This is a genomic window from Halomonas sp. BDJS001 (genome assembly GCF_026104355.1).
GTDB lineage: Bacteria > Pseudomonadota > Gammaproteobacteria > Pseudomonadales > Halomonadaceae > Vreelandella.
On record NZ_CP110535.1, the window covers coordinates 4,237,754 to 4,253,648 of the forward strand.

The 15,895-nt window shown below is 57.2% G+C and carries 16 protein-coding genes; 2 read left to right on the forward strand and 14 right to left on the reverse strand.

Annotation, left to right across the window (positions count from 1 at the left end; all coding sequences use genetic code 11):
• Positions 1–20 precede the first annotated feature (20 nt).
• Positions 21–671 carry a TetR/AcrR family transcriptional regulator gene (locus tag OM794_RS19690; protein ID WP_226246759.1) on the forward strand — a complete coding sequence of 217 codons (651 nt, stop codon included), beginning with the start codon at positions 21–23 and terminating at the stop codon, positions 669–671.
• Positions 672–706: 35 nt separating this feature from the next.
• Here OM794_RS19690 and OM794_RS19695 read toward each other — a convergent pair whose 3' ends face one another.
• The 10 genes from OM794_RS19695 to ltnD form a co-directional block, all read right to left on the reverse strand.
• Positions 707–1,579 (reverse strand): NAD(P)-dependent oxidoreductase, encoded by an 873-nt coding sequence (locus tag OM794_RS19695; RefSeq protein WP_226246758.1) that lies wholly within the window; start codon positions 1,577–1,579, stop codon positions 707–709.
• 23 nt (positions 1,580–1,602) lie between these two features.
• Complete coding sequence (locus tag OM794_RS19700; RefSeq protein WP_226246757.1) at positions 1,603–3,063, reverse strand: aldehyde dehydrogenase family protein; 1,461 nt, start codon at positions 3,061–3,063, stop codon at positions 1,603–1,605.
• A gap of 63 nt (positions 3,064–3,126) precedes the next feature.
• Positions 3,127–4,404, reverse strand: a complete 1,278-nt coding sequence (locus tag OM794_RS19705; protein ID WP_226246756.1) for a TRAP transporter large permease — start codon at positions 4,402–4,404, stop codon at positions 3,127–3,129.
• Positions 4,401–4,964: a TRAP transporter small permease gene (locus tag OM794_RS19710; protein WP_226246755.1), complete on the reverse strand. Its 564-nt coding sequence runs from the start codon at positions 4,962–4,964 to the stop codon at positions 4,401–4,403. The genes OM794_RS19705 and OM794_RS19710 overlap by 4 nt, the downstream gene beginning before the upstream one ends.
• 71 nt (positions 4,965–5,035) lie before the next feature.
• A complete protein-coding gene (locus tag OM794_RS19715) occupies positions 5,036–6,049 on the reverse strand; it encodes a TRAP transporter substrate-binding protein (protein WP_226246754.1) in 1,014 nt (337 codons plus the stop codon).
• A 104-nt stretch (positions 6,050–6,153) separates the two neighbouring features.
• Positions 6,154–7,116: a D-erythronate dehydrogenase gene (denD, locus tag OM794_RS19720; RefSeq protein ID WP_226246753.1), complete on the reverse strand. Its 963-nt coding sequence runs from the start codon at positions 7,114–7,116 to the stop codon at positions 6,154–6,156.
• Positions 7,117–7,179: 63 nt separating this feature from the next.
• Positions 7,180–7,977 (reverse strand): 2-oxo-tetronate isomerase, encoded by a 798-nt coding sequence (gene otnI, locus OM794_RS19725; RefSeq protein ID WP_226246752.1) that lies wholly within the window; start codon positions 7,975–7,977, stop codon positions 7,180–7,182.
• A gap of 43 nt (positions 7,978–8,020) precedes the next feature.
• A complete protein-coding gene (gene otnC / locus OM794_RS19730) occupies positions 8,021–8,680 on the reverse strand; it encodes a 3-oxo-tetronate 4-phosphate decarboxylase (protein WP_226246751.1) in 660 nt (219 codons plus the stop codon).
• A complete protein-coding gene (gene otnK / locus OM794_RS19735) occupies positions 8,677–9,975 on the reverse strand; it encodes a 3-oxo-tetronate kinase (RefSeq protein WP_226246750.1) in 1,299 nt (432 codons plus the stop codon). Before otnK ends, otnC begins: the two co-directional genes overlap by 4 nt.
• A 4-nt stretch (positions 9,976–9,979) precedes the next feature.
• Positions 9,980–10,912: an L-threonate dehydrogenase gene (ltnD, locus tag OM794_RS19740; protein ID WP_226246749.1), complete on the reverse strand. Its 933-nt coding sequence runs from the start codon at positions 10,910–10,912 to the stop codon at positions 9,980–9,982.
• A gap of 146 nt (positions 10,913–11,058) precedes the next feature.
• Here ltnD and OM794_RS19745 point away from each other — a divergent pair, with 146 nt between their 5' ends.
• Positions 11,059–12,108 (forward strand): LacI family DNA-binding transcriptional regulator, encoded by a 1,050-nt coding sequence (locus tag OM794_RS19745; protein WP_226246748.1) that lies wholly within the window; start codon positions 11,059–11,061, stop codon positions 12,106–12,108.
• A 13-nt stretch (positions 12,109–12,121) separates the two neighbouring features.
• Here the strand turns inward: OM794_RS19745 and OM794_RS19750 are convergent, their stop codons facing one another.
• From OM794_RS19750 to OM794_RS19765, 4 genes are read right to left on the reverse strand one after another with little or no spacing between them, the layout of a single operon-like run.
• Complete coding sequence (locus OM794_RS19750) at positions 12,122–13,522, reverse strand: amidase (RefSeq protein ID WP_226246747.1); 1,401 nt, start codon at positions 13,520–13,522, stop codon at positions 12,122–12,124.
• A 23-nt stretch (positions 13,523–13,545) separates the two neighbouring features.
• Positions 13,546–14,013: a RidA family protein gene (locus tag OM794_RS19755; protein ID WP_226246746.1), complete on the reverse strand. Its 468-nt coding sequence runs from the start codon at positions 14,011–14,013 to the stop codon at positions 13,546–13,548.
• A gap of 40 nt (positions 14,014–14,053) precedes the next feature.
• A complete protein-coding gene (locus OM794_RS19760; protein ID WP_226246745.1) occupies positions 14,054–15,328 on the reverse strand; it encodes a TRAP transporter large permease in 1,275 nt (424 codons plus the stop codon).
• 16 nt (positions 15,329–15,344) lie between these two features.
• The gene (locus OM794_RS19765) at positions 15,345–15,866 is read right to left on the reverse strand and encodes a TRAP transporter small permease (RefSeq protein ID WP_226246744.1); all 522 of its coding nucleotides are present in this window, start codon (positions 15,864–15,866) and stop codon (positions 15,345–15,347) included.
• Positions 15,867–15,895: the final 29 nt, after the last annotated feature.

Genomic DNA, 15,895 nt, shown 5'->3' on the forward strand with positions numbered 1-15,895 from the left:
ATGGGCATGGATTGCACCGGATGACAGAGCCACTACATACACCGCCTGAACCAAAGCGCCGCGCTGGCCGACCCAAGGATATGGTTAAACGAGATGCCATGATGGATGCGGCTGCGTGTCTGTTTTTTCGCTACGGCTTAGAGGGGGTAACCATGGAAGCCGTTGCTCGGGAAGCGGGGGTTTCCAAAGTCACAGTCTACGGCCACTTTGTGACCAAAGAGGCACTGTTTGGCAGTGTGATCCGGCGCGAAACGGAAACCATCCGCAGGGGATTAGATAAGCTGCCCGATACCCACGAGGGGGTTCGCCAATCACTGATCGACGTCGGCGTGAGCTTAGTGCACTTTTTGTTGGAGCCCCATGTATTGGCAGTTGAGCGGGTGATGAATACCCAGGGAGAGCAGCACCCTGAGCTGCTACAGGCTTTTTTTGAGGCAGGCCCTTGGGCCACTAAGCAGTGGCTGCAGGAGAAATTGGAGGGACTAGCCCAGACCGGGCATTTAACGCTTGGCGTACCCACACTTGCCGCCAACCACCTGTGCAGCATGTGGCAAGGCATGCTGGTCACAGAAGTCCGCATGGGCGTTCGCCACCTCCCCAGCGATGAAGAGCTTCATCACCAGGTCAGTAGCGCCGTGGATGTGTTTTTGGCGGCGTATGGAAATGCATAGACCAAACACAGCCCATTGAAAAATCACGATCTGTTTTAACGCCGTTCTAGCACACCGATTAGCGCCGGTATTGGCAGGTTTTGATCCTCTACCGATTCATATAAGTTGCGGACGGCTTCAGCGATACCTCCCTCTACGGCGAGATCTTCGGTCATCGTATGGTAGTAACCCAGGTCTTTGCTGGCATTGGCAACGCTAAACTTAAAGCCTGAAGGATCATTATCGGCGATATAGGGGCGCAGTCGTTCAAGTACAACGCCACCTCCGCCTCCAGCCCCTAATACCTCCAGCAATGCGCTATCGCTAATACCCGCTTTACGAGATGCCGCTGTAGCTTCGGCCAATACTGCCGAAAATCCCAAAGAAACAAAGTTATGCAGCAGTTTAAGGGTATGCCCTGCGCCTACCTCGCCCGCATGGGCAATGTTTTCGGCAAAGCCTTCCAATAGTGGCAGCGTTTCATCAAACAGCGCCTTCGGCGCGCCGACGATCAAGTTGAGCCGCCCTTCCGCCGCCTCTTTTGGGGTGCGCGTCATGGCCGCATCCATAAAGCGCCCGCCCGCCTCTGCGACTCTGGCAGCGACGTTTTCTGTTGAACTGGGCAAGGCGGTGGAGCAATCCACCACGATACTACCGGGCGTTATCCCTTCCAAAACGCCGTTAGGTTCAAATAGCACCGCTTCTACTTGGGGTGAGCCGGTCACGCACAGAATCACCACCTCAGCGCTCTGTGCTACCTCTCGGCCTGAATTCAACGCGGTAGCACCGGCGGCCAGCAGGTCATCTACGGGCTGATTGCCCGAGTGATTGAGAAAGCTGACTTGGTGGCCTGCGCGCAGCAGACTGCTGGCAATCCCATGGCCCATAAGGCCTACGCCGACGATGCCTACCTGGCGAGATGTTGTCATTGTCATTGCTCCATTAATGGTGATTAGTCGTGCTTGATAGCAACCGTCTTAATTCGGGTATAGCTACGCAGACCTTCAAAGCCTTTCTCTCGGCCATGGCCGGAACGACCAACGCCACCAAATGGTAGCTCTACACCACCGGCGGCGCCGTAGTTATTGATGAATACCTGACCGCTGCGAATCCCTTTGGCCAAACGGAGCTGGCGACCACCATCCCGCGTCCAAATACCGGCACATAGGCCAAAATCGGTAGCGTTGGCCAGCGCCAGGGCTTCGGCTTCATCCTCAAACACCTGCACGACCAGCACTGGGCCAAACAACTCTTCTTGAAGCACTGCATGCCCCACGGGAATATCGGTAAGTAGTTGAGGCACTACGAAGTGGCCGCCGCTTGGCGCGCTTGCCGCTAACTGGCCTTTTGCCGCCACGCGAATACCGTCGGCTACGGCGGCCGCCAAGCGCGCTTCCAGCTTGGCTTTTTGACGCGCATTGATCAGTGGGCCACAGTCAGCGTCCGCTTCGCCGGCATCGCAGCGCAGGGCAGCGAAGCGCTCGCTGAGGTTAGCAACCACGCGCTCAGCGATCTCGTGCTGCACCAGCAAACGGCTGCCTGCGGAGCAGGTCTGCCCGGCATTCTGAATAATGCCACGCACCACCGCAGGGAGCGCGGCATCAAGATCCGCATCGGAAAACACTAATTGGGGAGACTTACCGCCAAGTTCCAGGGTGACCGGCACATGGTGCTGCGCGGCCGCCTTAGCGACATGGGTGCCGGTCTCTGGCGAGCCGGTAAAGGAGAGATGATCAATGTTTGGGTGGGCAGCAAGAGCAGCGCCCGCTTCAGCACCAAGCCCTGGCACCACGTTGAGTGCACCCGCCGGGAGGCCATGATCCACTGCCAGTTGCGCTAAACGCAGTACGCTTAAACAGGCATCCTCTGCGGGCTTGAGCACAACGGTGTTACCCGCAGCCAGCGCCGCGGCCACACAGCGCCCGAAGATTTGCGATGGGTAGTTCCAGGGAATAATTTGCGCACACACGCCGTAGGGCTCACGCAGGGTCATCACCGCGAAGTCGGTCTCAAAGGGGATGGTTTCACCGTGAAGCTTATCCGCCGCCCCTCCATAGAAACGGAAGTAGCGTGCGCAGGCACCAATATCACCTCTGGCTTGAGTCATGGGCTTCCCGGTATCAGCACACTCAAGCTGTGCCAGTTGCTCGTGATGCGCCTCGATAATATTTGCAAAGCGTAGCAACCATTCGCTGCGCTGCCGGGCAGACCAGCTCGCCCACTCGCCCAATTGGCCGGAAAACGCCTGGTGTGCCGACTCAACGGCTGCCTTTACATCACCCTCCTGGCTACGTGCTATACGTGCCAAAGGCTCACACGAAGCGGGTGCTTCTACTTGTAGGGTAGTGGCCGTATCAACCCACTTACCACCAATCAGCGCCTGCTGAGGCGGTAACACTAATGCATCTTGCATATCGCACTCCTTTAATTGTCATTGTTCGGGTAATGCTAAAAAGCGACAGAATTCAGTAAAAAATTAACCGTAAAAAGCAGTCACCAGCCCCATGGAAATCCACGGCATATAGGTAATCGCCATTAGGCAGGCCAGTACCACCAATACAAATCGCACCAGCCATGGCAGCATTTGGTCGATTGAGATTTTGGCGACCGCACAGGCAGCAAACAGGTTTACGCCTAGCGGCGGCGTAATCATGCCAAGCGCCAGATTAACCACCATCACCAGCCCAAAATGGACGGGGTGGATACCGAACTGCATTGCAATCGGGGTCAAAATCGGCGCCAGCACCAGAATGGCGGCGGAGGTTTCGATAAACATTCCAACAACCAATAGCAGGGCATTGACCACCAACAGAAACATCATCGGATCATTAATGGTATTGGTGACCAAGGTGGCGATTTGTGCAGGTAGCCCCGTGCGGCTAAGCAGAAAGCTGAAGAGCGAGGCCGCAGCAATAATCAACATAACGGCGGCGGTAGAGATCACGCTCTGGCGTAAAATCGGCCACAGGTCATCGACCCTCAGTTCACGGTAGTAGAAGCTGCCAACGATCAGGGCAAAAAATACCGCCACGGCGGAGGCTTCAGTCGGGGTAAATATCCCGCCATAGATACCACCGATAACGACCACCGGCATCAGCATCGCCACCCAGGCACGCTTTACCGAGATCATAAAGCCGGTGCTGTCTTTATAGTCGTCCTTGCCGTAACCGCGGACTTTGCAGAACAGGTAGAGAAAGAGTATCAGCGCGCTGCCAATCAGTATGCCGGGGCCGATACCCGCCAGGAATAGCTGACCGATGGAGGTATCGGTACTCACGCCGTACAGGATCAATGGAATGGAGGGCGGGATCAAAACCCCAAGCTCTGCAGAGGAGGCCTGTATGGAGGCGGCCAACGGCTTGGGATAGCCATGCTTTACCATGGCTGGAATCAGGATCGCACCAATGGCGAAGGTGGTTGCCACGCTGGAGCCAGACACCGCCGCAAACATCATGCAGGTCAGTACACAGGACATGGCCAGCCCGCCCTGCACGCGGCCAACGATGGACTTTGCCAGATCCACCAGGCGCTGTGAGATCCCCCCGGCGGCCATCAAATTCCCGGCGAGGATAAAAAACGGGATCGCCATCAGCGGGAATTTGTCGATACCGATAAACATCTGCTGGGGCACCAGCAGCAGCGGCAAGCGAGTAAAGAACTCAATGCCGATGATTGACGCCAGAATGATGGAAATCGCAATCGGCACACCGAAGGTAAATAGAATGATCAACGACAGGCCGATAACCATGTTCATGGCTGTACCTCCCGCTCTGATCGCGTAGCACCCTGGGATGCTTCAGCCTCCGGCACGATCTCGCTATTTTCAGGGCCTACCGTCTCCCGGCCAGTGAGCTGTGCGAGCAGCCTCGCCACCACGGCCACAATGGCAAAGCAGGCGCCCGTCGGAATCGCCGCATACGCCCACGCCATCGAGATATTCATGCCTGACATGGTTTGATTGCTCACCCGCAGGGTCATTTGAATGCCGTAGTGAATCAGCACCCCCAATACCAGCAGGCAGCACACCACAATGGCGACTTCCAGTAGTGTCAGTAAACGCGCGGGCACCAGCTTATAAACAACCTCCACCGCCATCATGTAGCCACCCCGAAACGTGGCAGCCGCCGCCAGAAATACACACCAAATCATCGCTGCACGAGAGGCCACTTCAGTCCAGGTCGAGGGCGCATTGAAGACAAACCGGGTGAGAACCTGATAAAAACTGAGTGTCACCGAGATCGCCAGCATCGCCACTGCAAGCAGCATAGCGAGCCGGGTTAACTGGTGCTCAAAACGAAGAAAGACTGCTAGCATAAGAGTTCACCATGCCAAAGCGGCCTCCGGGATGTCGGAGGCCGAGGTGGGGAAGCGCTCGAAAGGGTTACTTAACAACCGCTGGCTGTTTCCTGAACACGCTCAAGCATTTCAGTGCCGTATTCCGAGGTGAATATCTCGTAGGCAGGCTGTACCGCTTCCTGGAAGGGGGCAATATCGATATCGGTTTTCACCTTCATGCCGTTCTCTTCCAGCAGTGCCACCCCTTCACGCTCTAAACGCGACACCTCTTCGCGGGTCGCTTCGGCAGACGCCGCCGCGGCTTCCATAAACCAACCACGCTCCTCATCACTCAGGCCATCGAGCAATATCGGTGATCCCAACACGATGGCGGGTGAGTAGACGTGCCCGGTGAGCGAAAGGTAGTCCTGGACTTCCCAGAAGTTGGTGGCGACGATCACGGTGATCGGGTTTTCCTGACCATCAACAGTGCCCTGCTGAAGCGCGGTGAACAGCTCAGGAAAGGCCATTGGCGTTGGGCGGGCGCCCATCTGGCGGAACGCTTCCTGGTGTACCGCGTTCTCCATAGTGCGTACGCGCAGGCCCTCGGCATCCGCGGGCGTGGCGATCTCGCGCTGGCTATTGGTTAGGTGGCGAAAACCATTTTCAGACCACGCCAAACCCACCAAGTCGTGCTCGCCCATTTTTTCCAACAGCTCATCGCCCAGCTCACTATCCAATACGCAGCGAGCCTGGTCGTAGTTCTCAAACAGGAACGGCAGGTCGAGCACATAGCTTTCCGGTACGAAGTTACCCAGCGGGCCAGTGGAGGTTATCACCACATCGACCGTACCGATCTGCAGGCCTTCGATCATCTCCCGCTCGCCGCCCAGCGACCCAGAAGTGTGCTCGGTCACCGTGAACTCGCCATCGGATAATCGCTCAAGCGTCTCTTTAAACGCATCAGCACCGACCGAGTAGTGCGAAGTCGAGGAGAGTGTATGGCCCAGGTTCACTTCTGTCGCCGCGTGGGCTTGAAATACGATACCTACTGTGGCGATACCGCTAATTGCTGCCACCAGAACATGGCGCTTGAGCGTTGGTGTCATGTGTTGCTTCGTCATTGTCGTGCCCTCTTTATATTGTTGTGAGGGTGGTCGTTGGGGCAACTTACCCGACTGCAGGGGTTGCCCAGGCAGTTTCCTACCGTTGCGGGTAGGTGAGGAAGTCATGGCAATTCAGAAACGAACGCATCGATGATCTGCTTGAAGTTGTCATCGCCTGCAAAGCCAAGCTGCTTGGCTTTCGTGGTTTCAAACCGGGCGGGCCAGCTCGCCACAATGGCTTCAATACGTGGATCGGGTTCATGGCGTACCAGTGAAAGCGCTTTTTCTCCCGCGACGTCACGCAACGCTTCCAGCATCTCGGCCACCGTGACGGTGATGCCCGGCAGCATAAAGGCTCTGAAAGGCGCCAGCGCCTCACTCGGCACCTCTGCCCCATGAATTAGCGCATCCACCACCTTGCCTGGCGACATCACAAACATCGGCAGGTCAACGGGTACCGGACAAACCGCCTCTTCGCCATTGAGCGGCTCGCGCAGAATACTCGAAGCAAAGCTAGAGGCCGCGGCATTCGGCCGACCAGGGCGAATCACGATAGTAGGCAGACGCAGCACTAGGCCGTCGATAAGCCCTCGGCGACTGTAATCGTTGATGAGCAGCTCGCACATGGCTTTTTGTGCACCGTAGGAGTTTTGCGGATGGAGTGCGGTCATATCATCCAGCACCTCCGGTAATTCACCGCCGTAGGCCGCCACGGAGCTGGCCATAATCAAGCGGGTATCGGCCAGGCCCTGTTCCCGACAGCCTTCCAGCAGCGCCCGCGTGGCATCGAAGTTAACCCGCATACCGAGTTCCAAATCGGCTTCTGCGGCGGAGCTTACCACCGCCGCCAGGTGGTAAATCACGTCAGGGCGCTGCTTTAACACGCTATCCAGCGCGCCGGGTTGGGTAATATCCAGCGCCACTGATGTCACAGCAACGCTTCCCGCTGCAGGCTGCTGCGCCTCCACTTGGTCAAGGAGCGTTAACCGGGTAATCGATTGCTGGCGCAGCTCACCACGCTCAAGCAGTTGCTTGACTAAACGCTGGCCGAGAAACCCGGCCACACCGGTAATGGCAATATGCATCGTAAGGATCCTGTTGTGGTGTTGTTATTGTTCATTCAGTTGGGTCAGGTCAGTGGGCGTCGATCAGTGGGTAGTTAGGCCCCACGCCTCCCCCCACCCCAGCCCCGCGCGAGTGTCGGCCTGGGGGCGATACTCGCAGCCGATCCAGCCGCTATAGCCCAGCGCGCTTAAGCGCTCGAAGATGGCGGGATAGTGCACCTCCCCCACGTCAGGCTCGTGGCGCCCAGGTACGCCTGCGACTTGAATATGCCCGACGGCGCTGAACTGGCGTTCAAGGTGGCGAATCAAGTCGCCGTCCATAATTTGGCAGTGGTAGAGATCAAACTGTAGCTTTAGATTTTCTGCCCCTACCTCTTCCAATACCGCCATGGCCTGGGCCTGGCGAGAGAGAAAAAAGCCGGGCATATCGCGCGTATTAATCGGCTCGATCAGTATCTCTCGGCCAACTTTAGCCGCCTCTTCCGTAGCAAAATGCAGATTGCGGATATAGGTGGCGTGGTGTTCAGCCTGGGTCGCGGCATCGGCATCTTCCGGGAGCAGCCCTGCCATGGCATGCACCCGAGGACAGTTGAGTGCCTCCGCGTAACGTAGCCCTTCAACCACCGAGTCATGAAACTCCCCTTCTCGACCCGGCAAGCTCGCCAAGCCTCGCTCACCTGCATCCCAATCGCCTGGCGGCAGATTAAACAGCACTTGCTCCAGTTGGTTTTTATTCAGCGCATCTCTTAACTCATCGGCGCCATAGGCGTAAGGGAACAGGTACTCCACGCCTTTAAAGCCCGCCTTCGCAGCGGCGGCAAAGCGATCCATAAAGGCGTGCTCGTTAAACAGCATGCTGAGGTTGGCGGCTAATCGAATCATCGTGGTGCTCTTGTTGTTAAGTACGTCATTGTTAAATGCGTCGTTAATCCCGTGGAAAGCGTGCTTCCAGCTCCGCCACCTGCTCCGGCGTTAACCCCCGAGGGTTCTCACCTCGCAACAGTAGATAGAGCTTGGCGGTCTCTTCCAGTTCTTCGGTGGCGTACACCGCCGCCTCAAGGTTTTTCCCCGCTACCACCGGGCCGTGATTGGCCAGCAGTACCGCGCTATGCTTGCCCGCTAAGCCCCGCACTGCATCGCCCAGCTTGGGGTCGCCGGGCATGTGATACGGCACCAACGGTAGCTTGCCCACCCGCATCACGTAGTAGGCGGTCAGCGGTGGTATGCAGTCGCAGGGATTCACTTCGGGCAGGCAAGAGACCGCCACCGAGTGAGTGGAGTGCAGATGCACAATCGCACCGGATTGCGGACGCTCTTCGTACATCGCCATATGCAAAAACTGCTCTTTGGTAGGCTTATCGCCACTCAGCAGTTGGCCGCTGTTATCCAGGTGAGAGATGCGTGCAGGATCCAGCCGCCCCAAGCAGGCGTTGGTGGGTGTCATCAGCCAGCCGCCATCGTCCAGGCGCACGCTGATATTACCGCTGGAGCCCATGGTCAGGCCGCGGTCAAACAGCGATTTCCCCAGCGTGCTGATCTGCTCCCGCAAACTGTTTTGGGGATGGCGATGCAAGTGGATGCTCATACCAGCACCTCAAACGCCCGGGTAAAGAAGTCGACGCTACCAAAGTTGCCAGATTTCAGCGCCAGTGACAGCGGCGCTTCGCGACCCGCCATTGGGGTTTGCGTCCAGGGCACGCCAGGGTCGATCTGCTCACCGATGCGCAGAGTGGTAATGCCCAACGCCGAGACGACTGCACCTGACGTTTCGCCCCCCGCCACCAGTAATCGGCCCACGCCTTCGTTAACCAGCGTCACTGACAGTTGGCTCAATGCTTCTTCCACGAGCTGCCCGGCACGCGCGGCCCCTAACGCTTGTTGTGCCGCTGTTACTTTTATTGGATCTGCCGAGGCATAAATCAGTACCGGCGCCTGTTCAGATAGCCGCTGCCGAGCAAACGCCAGCGCCTGCGTCTGCTGTTGTTCACCTTCCGCAAGCGATAAAGGATCCAGGGCAAAGCCACCATCAGGGTACTTGGCCAGAAAATCCGCCACCTGGGCCAGCGTGGCACGGGAACAGCTGCCGGAGAGCACCAGCGCACCGCCCGTGGCAGGCGATAAGCGCCCCGGCTCACTGATCATGTCTAGCCAGCCCTGGGCACGGTACTGGGCGGGCAGCGCCTGCCCCAAACCAGAACCGCCGGTAACTAAAGGCATCGCAACGGTAGCTTCAGCCAGAATCTCCAGATCCTGCTCGTCCAAGGAATCACAAATAACATGGCGAACGCCCTGATCTGCCAGCATCGTTAAGTGAGCACGAGTAGCTTCAGCCCCCTTGGCCAGCACGGCACGATTGGCTAAGCCCACTAGGTGCGCCGTTTGGCGGGAGAGTACTCGCACGAGATCCGCGTCCTGCATGGGGTTCAGTGGGTGGTGCTGCATACCGCTGTCGTTGAGCAAGCGGTCGCCCACAAACAGATGGCCCTGGTAGACGGTGCGACCGTTAATCGGAAAAGCGGGAACCATAACCGTTTGACGCGCATCCAGGGCTTCCAGCAGCGCATCCGCCACCGGGCCGATATTGCCTTTATCAGTGGAGTCAAAGGTGGAGCAGTACTTGAAGAACAACTGCCGGGCACCCTTCTGACGAAGCCACTCAAGGGCTGACTGTGAGTCCGCCACGGCCTCAACTACCGGGCAGGAGCGCGATTTCAGCGCCACCACCACCGCATCGATATCAGTGAGATCGACCTCTTGCTGGGGCACGCCAATCACCTGTAGGCAGCGCATACCGCCGCGCACCAGGTTATTGGCAAGGTCGGTCGCTCCAGTGAAGTCATCGGCAATGGCGCCCAGTACGATGTTCGCTCCCATACCCATTTTATTAGGCTCCCTGAGCGTCGTTGGCAGCTTCTGGCAGCGCGATGTCGGAGAGCCTTTGATAAACCTTGATCACCGCCGAGTCATCTTCGCGACCAAAACCTGCACCGCTGGCAGCGGTAAACTGCTGCAGAGCGCTTGAAGCAACGGGCGTTGCCAGCGCCAGCTCGCGGCCGGTTTGATGCACGATATTGAGATCTTTGACGAAGATATCCACCGCCGAAAGCGGTGTGTAGTCACCGCTCAGGATATGCGGCACGCGATTTTCGAACATCCAGGAGTTGCCCGCCGAGTGGGTAATGACGTCATAAATAACCTCTGGGTCGAGCCCCATGCGAATGCCCAGCGCCATGGCTTCAGCGGCGGTGGCAATATGCACACCTGCCAGCAGTTGATTGACCAGTTTCATACTTGAGCCAACGCCAGGCGCATCGCCAAGGCGATAAACCTTGGCAGCGATGGCGTTTAACACCGCTTCGGCGTAGGTAAATGCCTCCGCTGCCCCAGAGGCCATTACCGATAGTTCACCACTTTTGGCTTTAGCAGCACCGCCGCTGATCGGCGCATCCAGCAGCATCAGCCCCTCTGCCATCACACGCTCACCAAGCTGTTTGGCCTGACTGGGAGCCACCGTGGCGCACTGTATGATCAGACTGCCCTGGGCCAAGTGGCTTACCACCCCCTGTTCACCGAACAGCACTTGCTCAACCTGCGCTCCGTTAACGACAACCACCAACACGATATGGCAGTGAGCAAGCTCAGCAGGAGTGGCTACGCTTTGCCCCCCTGCTGCCGCGAAGGCATCGCGTGCCCCAGCGGAAATATCGCACCCGGTCACATTAAAGCCCAGCTTGAGCAAAGCGGTGGCCGTACCCATACCCATGGCGCCGAGGCCAATAAGACCTACTTGAAGTGATTGCTTATCGTGTTGACTCACCAGCCGACACCTCGCGGTTGTTGTGTGTATTGCTATCGTCGCGGTGCAATTAGGAGCTAAATGATAGCGCTGTCATGATAGCGCTATCATTCGTTTTAGATTATTGTTTCCGTTACGACAAGCTGAAAATCAGGGACGTGCGACCAATGTCTAAAGACTCTCCCAACGCTGCTTCTCCCAGCCCTGCCAGGCAGCGCCGAAGCTCCGATCAGGTCACGCTCAGCCAAGTGGCGCAAGCAGCAGGGGTATCACCGATTACCGCATCGAGAGCACTGAACTACCCTGATAAAGTCAGCGATAGTGCACGCCTGAGTGTTCTACAAGCCGTAGAGAAACTGGGCTACGTACCCAACTTGGTAGCCGGTAGTCTGGCCTCTTCCCGCTCGCGGCTGATTGCGGTGATTGTGCCGTCACTGATCAATAGCGTGTTTGTGGAAGTCATCAAGGGGCTACAGGAGACGCTGGAAGCCGAGGGCTATCAGATACTGCTGGGTAACACCGACTACGATCTAGACCGTGAGTATCAGTTGGTGCGTACTTTTCTGGGCTGGTCATGCTCGGCCCTGGTCACCGCTGGGCTGCGTCATAACAAGGCGTGTCATACGCTGCTGGCGAACTGGGATCATCCCATTATGGAGGTAATGGAGCTGGGCAAAGGCATGGATCTTAACGTGGGCCTGGATCACGTAGCGGCAGGCCGCTGCATGGCCGGCCATCTTATCGACAAAGGCTACCGCCAGATTGTTTATGTGGGCGCCCGGCTCTCGCAGGATTATCGCGCCAGCATGCGTTACGAAGGCCATAAAGCAGTACTAAAGGAGAAAGGAATCGACGCCCCACTACTGGAGCTAAACACCCTGGGCAGCCTGCAGGCGGGCGCTGAAGGGCTGGCTCAAGTGCTCGCACAATACCCTCATACCCAAGCCATTCACTTTGCCAACGACGACTTGGCGGCAGGCGCCTTGCTGGCGGCGCAACGTCAAGGGCTAAACGTGCCAGGGGATATCGCCATTGCCGGGTTTAACGGCCTGCCCCTTGGTCAGCACGTAACCCCTCAGCTCACTACCATTCTTTCACCCAGAGAAGAGATGGGCCGCTTAGCCGCCAAAGAACTCATTCGGCGGCTAAGCGGTAAAAACGTCTACCGCCGCCAGCATGATGTGGGCTTTACGCTCCAAACCGGCGGAAGTACTTAGGCCGCCTCAGCGCTCATATCGCTGGTGGTTGACCAAGAATCTCCAAGCCTGATCCCAGCTCGTTTTCAATTGCCTGACCGATTGCCAGCAGGTTGGCGTCTTGCCACGGCCCGGCCAGCACTTGCAGGCCAACAGGCATACCTGCGGCGTCTTTCCCAACCGGCAACGTTAAGGCACACAGGCCTAGGAAATTAGCGATCACCGTGTTGCGCAGGGCATGCATGTTGGCTTTGGGGTAGGCACCTTCTGGCTCGAGACTTTCGATAGTGGGCGGGGTAATAGCCACCGTGGGAGTAAGGACTGCATCTACATCGGCCATGCGAGCGGCAGCAGAGGCGGCAAGCGAGTCCAGCACCGTGCGACGACGCACATACTCCCAAGCGGGCATATCATCTGCCGCTTTGACGCGGGCGGCGACATTAGGATCCAGGGAGTCAATCATCTCGGGTAGCTCGGTGTTTAGAAACGCTGCCAATTCCGGCGCAGCCACACCGCCCAGCTTGAAGAGTTCGTACGCTTCGTCGATGCCGGGCAACTCGAGAGTCACTATTCGCGCCCCGGCGGCTTCCAGCTGCTTAATGGCAGCGCGTACGGTTTCCGCGATACCTGGACTGCAGTCGTCCCAGAAAAACGTTTCTGGTACTCCAAAGGTCAACCCGGCAAGCGTCGGTGTTGCTGGCATTCGATCATCCTGACCGCTAAGGCCGCCATCCAACGCATCGAACGCAAAGGCAAGGTCATCTACCCGACGCGCCAGTAACCCTGGGGTATCCAGCGTACTTGAAAGCGGTACGATCTGCTCGGTCGACCAGCGCCCAGCGGTGGTTTTCAATCCCACTACGCCGGTCATAGAGGCAGGAATACGCACTGAACCAGCGGTGTCGGTGCCAAACGCCAAGCTTACCGTGCCACCCACTAACGAAACACCCGCCCCAGAGCTGGAGCCGCCGGGCGTGCGGTGCGCAGTTGTATCCCAAGGATTGCGCGGCGCTCCCCAGTGGGCATTGGTGCCTAGTCCACCAAAAGCAAACTCAACGGAGTGGGTTTTACCCATCACAGAAGGCAGCTGTTTCAATAGCGTGCTCACCACCGGGCCAGGACGCTCCCAGCGCTTCGGCAGGCGTTGAGAAGAGCCCGCATAGGTGGGTAGCCCGGTCACGGCGTAGATATCCTTGATCGATACCGTCATGCCCATTAGCGCCCCCGCATCACCACCCTGGGCGAGCACCGCATCGGCAGCTTTTGCCATTGCCAGTGCCCGCTCGCCGTTCCAGGTGAGGTAGGCGTGGTCGTGTTGGCCGCGCTGCTGATAAGCAGCGACTGCCGCTTCGACCAGCGCGGTAGCGGTCAGCTTACCCGCCCGCAGCCGCTCGCACTGCTCACGCAACGGTAAAAAAATGGGTGAATCCTGCATGCTTTACGTACCTCTGTGGGTGCTTAACACACTTCAAAAATCGCTTCGACTTCCACTGCCGCATTGCCGGGTAGTGTCGCTACCCCAATCGCGGTTCTAGCGTGACGCCCCGCATCGCCAAACAGCGCGACAAAAAGCTCTGAAGCGCCATTGATTACCAACGGCACATCGTGAAAGCCCGGCGCCACATTGACGAAGCCATTCATGCGCACGCATCGCACCACCCGAGAAAAGTCGCCATCAACAGCATCGCTCAATTCAGCCAAGAGGTTTAAAGCACACGCCTGGGCCGCCAATTTTCCGGTTTCAAGATCGAACTCACCGCCAACCTTGCCAGGATAGAGAACATCACCGTCACGTTCGCAAATCTGCCCGGCTAAAAACAACTGGTTGCCCAACCGGGACCAGGGCAGAAACAGGCCGCGCGGTGTTGGAATCGCCGGTAACGTAAGGCCCTGCTCCGCTACCGCCTGTTCAATCGTTTTACTCATGATTCATTGTCCTTATTGATTAACGTATTCAAGCGATTCATTAATAAATTAGTGAGGGTAGCCAGGTACTTATCCACGGCACGTAGGTGATGATGATCAGCGCTATCAGCATCAGGCCAATCAGTGGTAAGCAGGCCTTAAATACTTCCTGCAGCGACATTTTGGATATTGCCATGGCGACGAACAGGTTCAGCCCTACCGGTGGAGTAATCATACCCACCGAGAAGTTAATCAACGTAATGACACCGAAGTGAACAGGATCGACGCCCACTTGCGCAGCGATAGGCTGTAGCAACGGCGAGAGCACAATGATGGCCGAGGCGCTATCGAGGAAGAAGCCAGCAACGATCATCACGACATTAAACAGCGCCATGACCTGAAACGGATCGTCTGTCCACGACAGCACCTCACCTGCCAGTTGGCTAGGCGTACCGGTAATGGCGAGCAGCCATGAGAACGCCGAGGCGCCAGCGGTGATCAGCAGCAGCGTCGCGGAAATCAATCCAGAGCTTCTTAGTGTTCCCACCAGTTCCGTTACGTTAATGGTGCGATAAATCACCATGCCGACAAACAGCCCATATACGCAGGCGACCGCCGCCGATTCGGTCGGGGTAAAGACGCCACTGTAGATGCCCCCCAGCAGAATCACCGGCAGGCCAAGGCCCAAGGCAGCCTCTTTAAAGGCTACCAAGATTTGCCTCAGCGAGGGGAAAGGGGCGCGCTCATAGCCTTTGATGCTGCTAAAGACGATGCAGTAGGCGATGAGAATCGAAGCAATCACAATGGCAGGCAGCAGGCCCGCTGCAAACAGCCGCCCCACTGAAGTACCGGTCACTGAGCCATAGATAATCAGCGCAATACTCGGCGGCACGATCGGCCCCAAGGTACCGGCGGTGGCGATCAACCCAATCGCAAAGCGCTTATCGTAGCCAGCAGCGACAAGTGCCGGGAACATGATCGAGCCAATCGCCACCACCGTGGCGGGACTTGAACCGGAAATGGCCCCGAAGAAGAGGCATGACAGCACCGTGGCCGCTGCCAAGCCCCCTGGCACCCACCCTACCAACGCCTTGGCGAGATTGATCAACCGGTCGGAAAGCCCGCCAATCCGCATAAGCTCGGCCGCCAGAATAAAGAACGGAATCGCCATCAGCGAGAAGTTGTTCATGCCGGTAAACATGCGCATTGGCACAATCACCGGGTTGGTGGTTCCAAAAAACTCAATGGCGAGAAACACCGCTAACGCGAGCGAGGCAAATATCGGCAGCCCCAACAATAAAACGGCAAAGAAGATCGGTAATAAGGCAGTAATCATGATTACTCTCCAAGAGTTAAACGAGCTTATCCGACTCAGCCACAAGCTCTTCGGAGAGACTCACCGGAGGCTTTTTCCAGACTTCATTGATTACCCATAGATAACGCAGAATCAGCAGTACACCGGAAACGCCAATCGGCAGATAGAACCATGCCATCGGCAGGCGAAGTGCGGCGGTTAACTGCCCGCGATCCAGCGTGCTGAAATAGAGAACAAAGCCGTAATAGGTCATAAAGCCTGCGAACACGATACCGATCAGTGCTGCGATCATGTGCAGCCAGCGGTTCACAGCGGGCGAGGCAATGGCATTCAGCACATCGACCGAAATATGCGTGCCATGGCGCACCCCCATACTGGCGCCTACAAAGCTCATACAGATAATGGAGTAAATAACGACTTCTTCAGCCCAAAATAGCGAACCGCTAAAGCCGTAGCGATATACGACTTGGATGGTAGTGAGGATGGTCGCAATCGACATGAAAACGACCATCGCCACACTTTCCAAGCGATCAAGACATTTGTTGAGCGCTTCGAACATGAGATATCCACACCCTGAAAGGGGTAAGA

What these genes read in the sequence shown, in the direction of transcription:
- OM794_RS19700 (WP_226246757.1), bottom strand. Translation starts at nt 3,063, where the DNA reads ATGCAAGATGCATTAGTGTTACCGCCTCAGCAGGCGCTGATTGGTGGT.
- OM794_RS19745 (WP_226246748.1), top strand. Translation starts at nt 11,059, where the DNA reads ATGTCTAAAGACTCTCCCAACGCTGCTTCTCCCAGCCCTGCCAGGCAG.
- otnI (WP_226246752.1), bottom strand. Translation starts at nt 7,977, where the DNA reads ATGATTCGATTAGCCGCCAACCTCAGCATGCTGTTTAACGAGCACGCC.
- OM794_RS19760 (WP_226246745.1), bottom strand. Translation starts at nt 15,328, where the DNA reads ATGATTACTGCCTTATTACCGATCTTCTTTGCCGTTTTATTGTTGGGG.
- otnK (WP_226246750.1), bottom strand. Translation starts at nt 9,975, where the DNA reads ATGGGTATGGGAGCGAACATCGTACTGGGCGCCATTGCCGATGACTTC.
- OM794_RS19755 (WP_226246746.1), bottom strand. Translation starts at nt 14,013, where the DNA reads ATGAGTAAAACGATTGAACAGGCGGTAGCGGAGCAGGGCCTTACGTTA.
- otnC (WP_226246751.1), bottom strand. Translation starts at nt 8,680, where the DNA reads ATGAGCATCCACTTGCATCGCCATCCCCAAAACAGTTTGCGGGAGCAG.
- denD (WP_226246753.1), bottom strand. Translation starts at nt 7,116, where the DNA reads ATGCATATTGCCATTACCGGTGTGGCCGGGTTTCTCGGCCAGCGTTTA.
- OM794_RS19710 (WP_226246755.1), bottom strand. Translation starts at nt 4,964, where the DNA reads ATGCTAGCAGTCTTTCTTCGTTTTGAGCACCAGTTAACCCGGCTCGCT.
- OM794_RS19750 (WP_226246747.1), bottom strand. Translation starts at nt 13,522, where the DNA reads ATGCAGGATTCACCCATTTTTTTACCGTTGCGTGAGCAGTGCGAGCGG.
- OM794_RS19690 (WP_226246759.1), top strand. Translation starts at nt 21, where the DNA reads ATGACAGAGCCACTACATACACCGCCTGAACCAAAGCGCCGCGCTGGC.
- OM794_RS19715 (WP_226246754.1), bottom strand. Translation starts at nt 6,049, where the DNA reads ATGACGAAGCAACACATGACACCAACGCTCAAGCGCCATGTTCTGGTG.
- OM794_RS19705 (WP_226246756.1), bottom strand. Translation starts at nt 4,404, where the DNA reads ATGAACATGGTTATCGGCCTGTCGTTGATCATTCTATTTACCTTCGGT.
- OM794_RS19765 (WP_226246744.1), bottom strand. Translation starts at nt 15,866, where the DNA reads ATGTTCGAAGCGCTCAACAAATGTCTTGATCGCTTGGAAAGTGTGGCG.
- OM794_RS19695 (WP_226246758.1), bottom strand. Translation starts at nt 1,579, where the DNA reads ATGACAACATCTCGCCAGGTAGGCATCGTCGGCGTAGGCCTTATGGGC.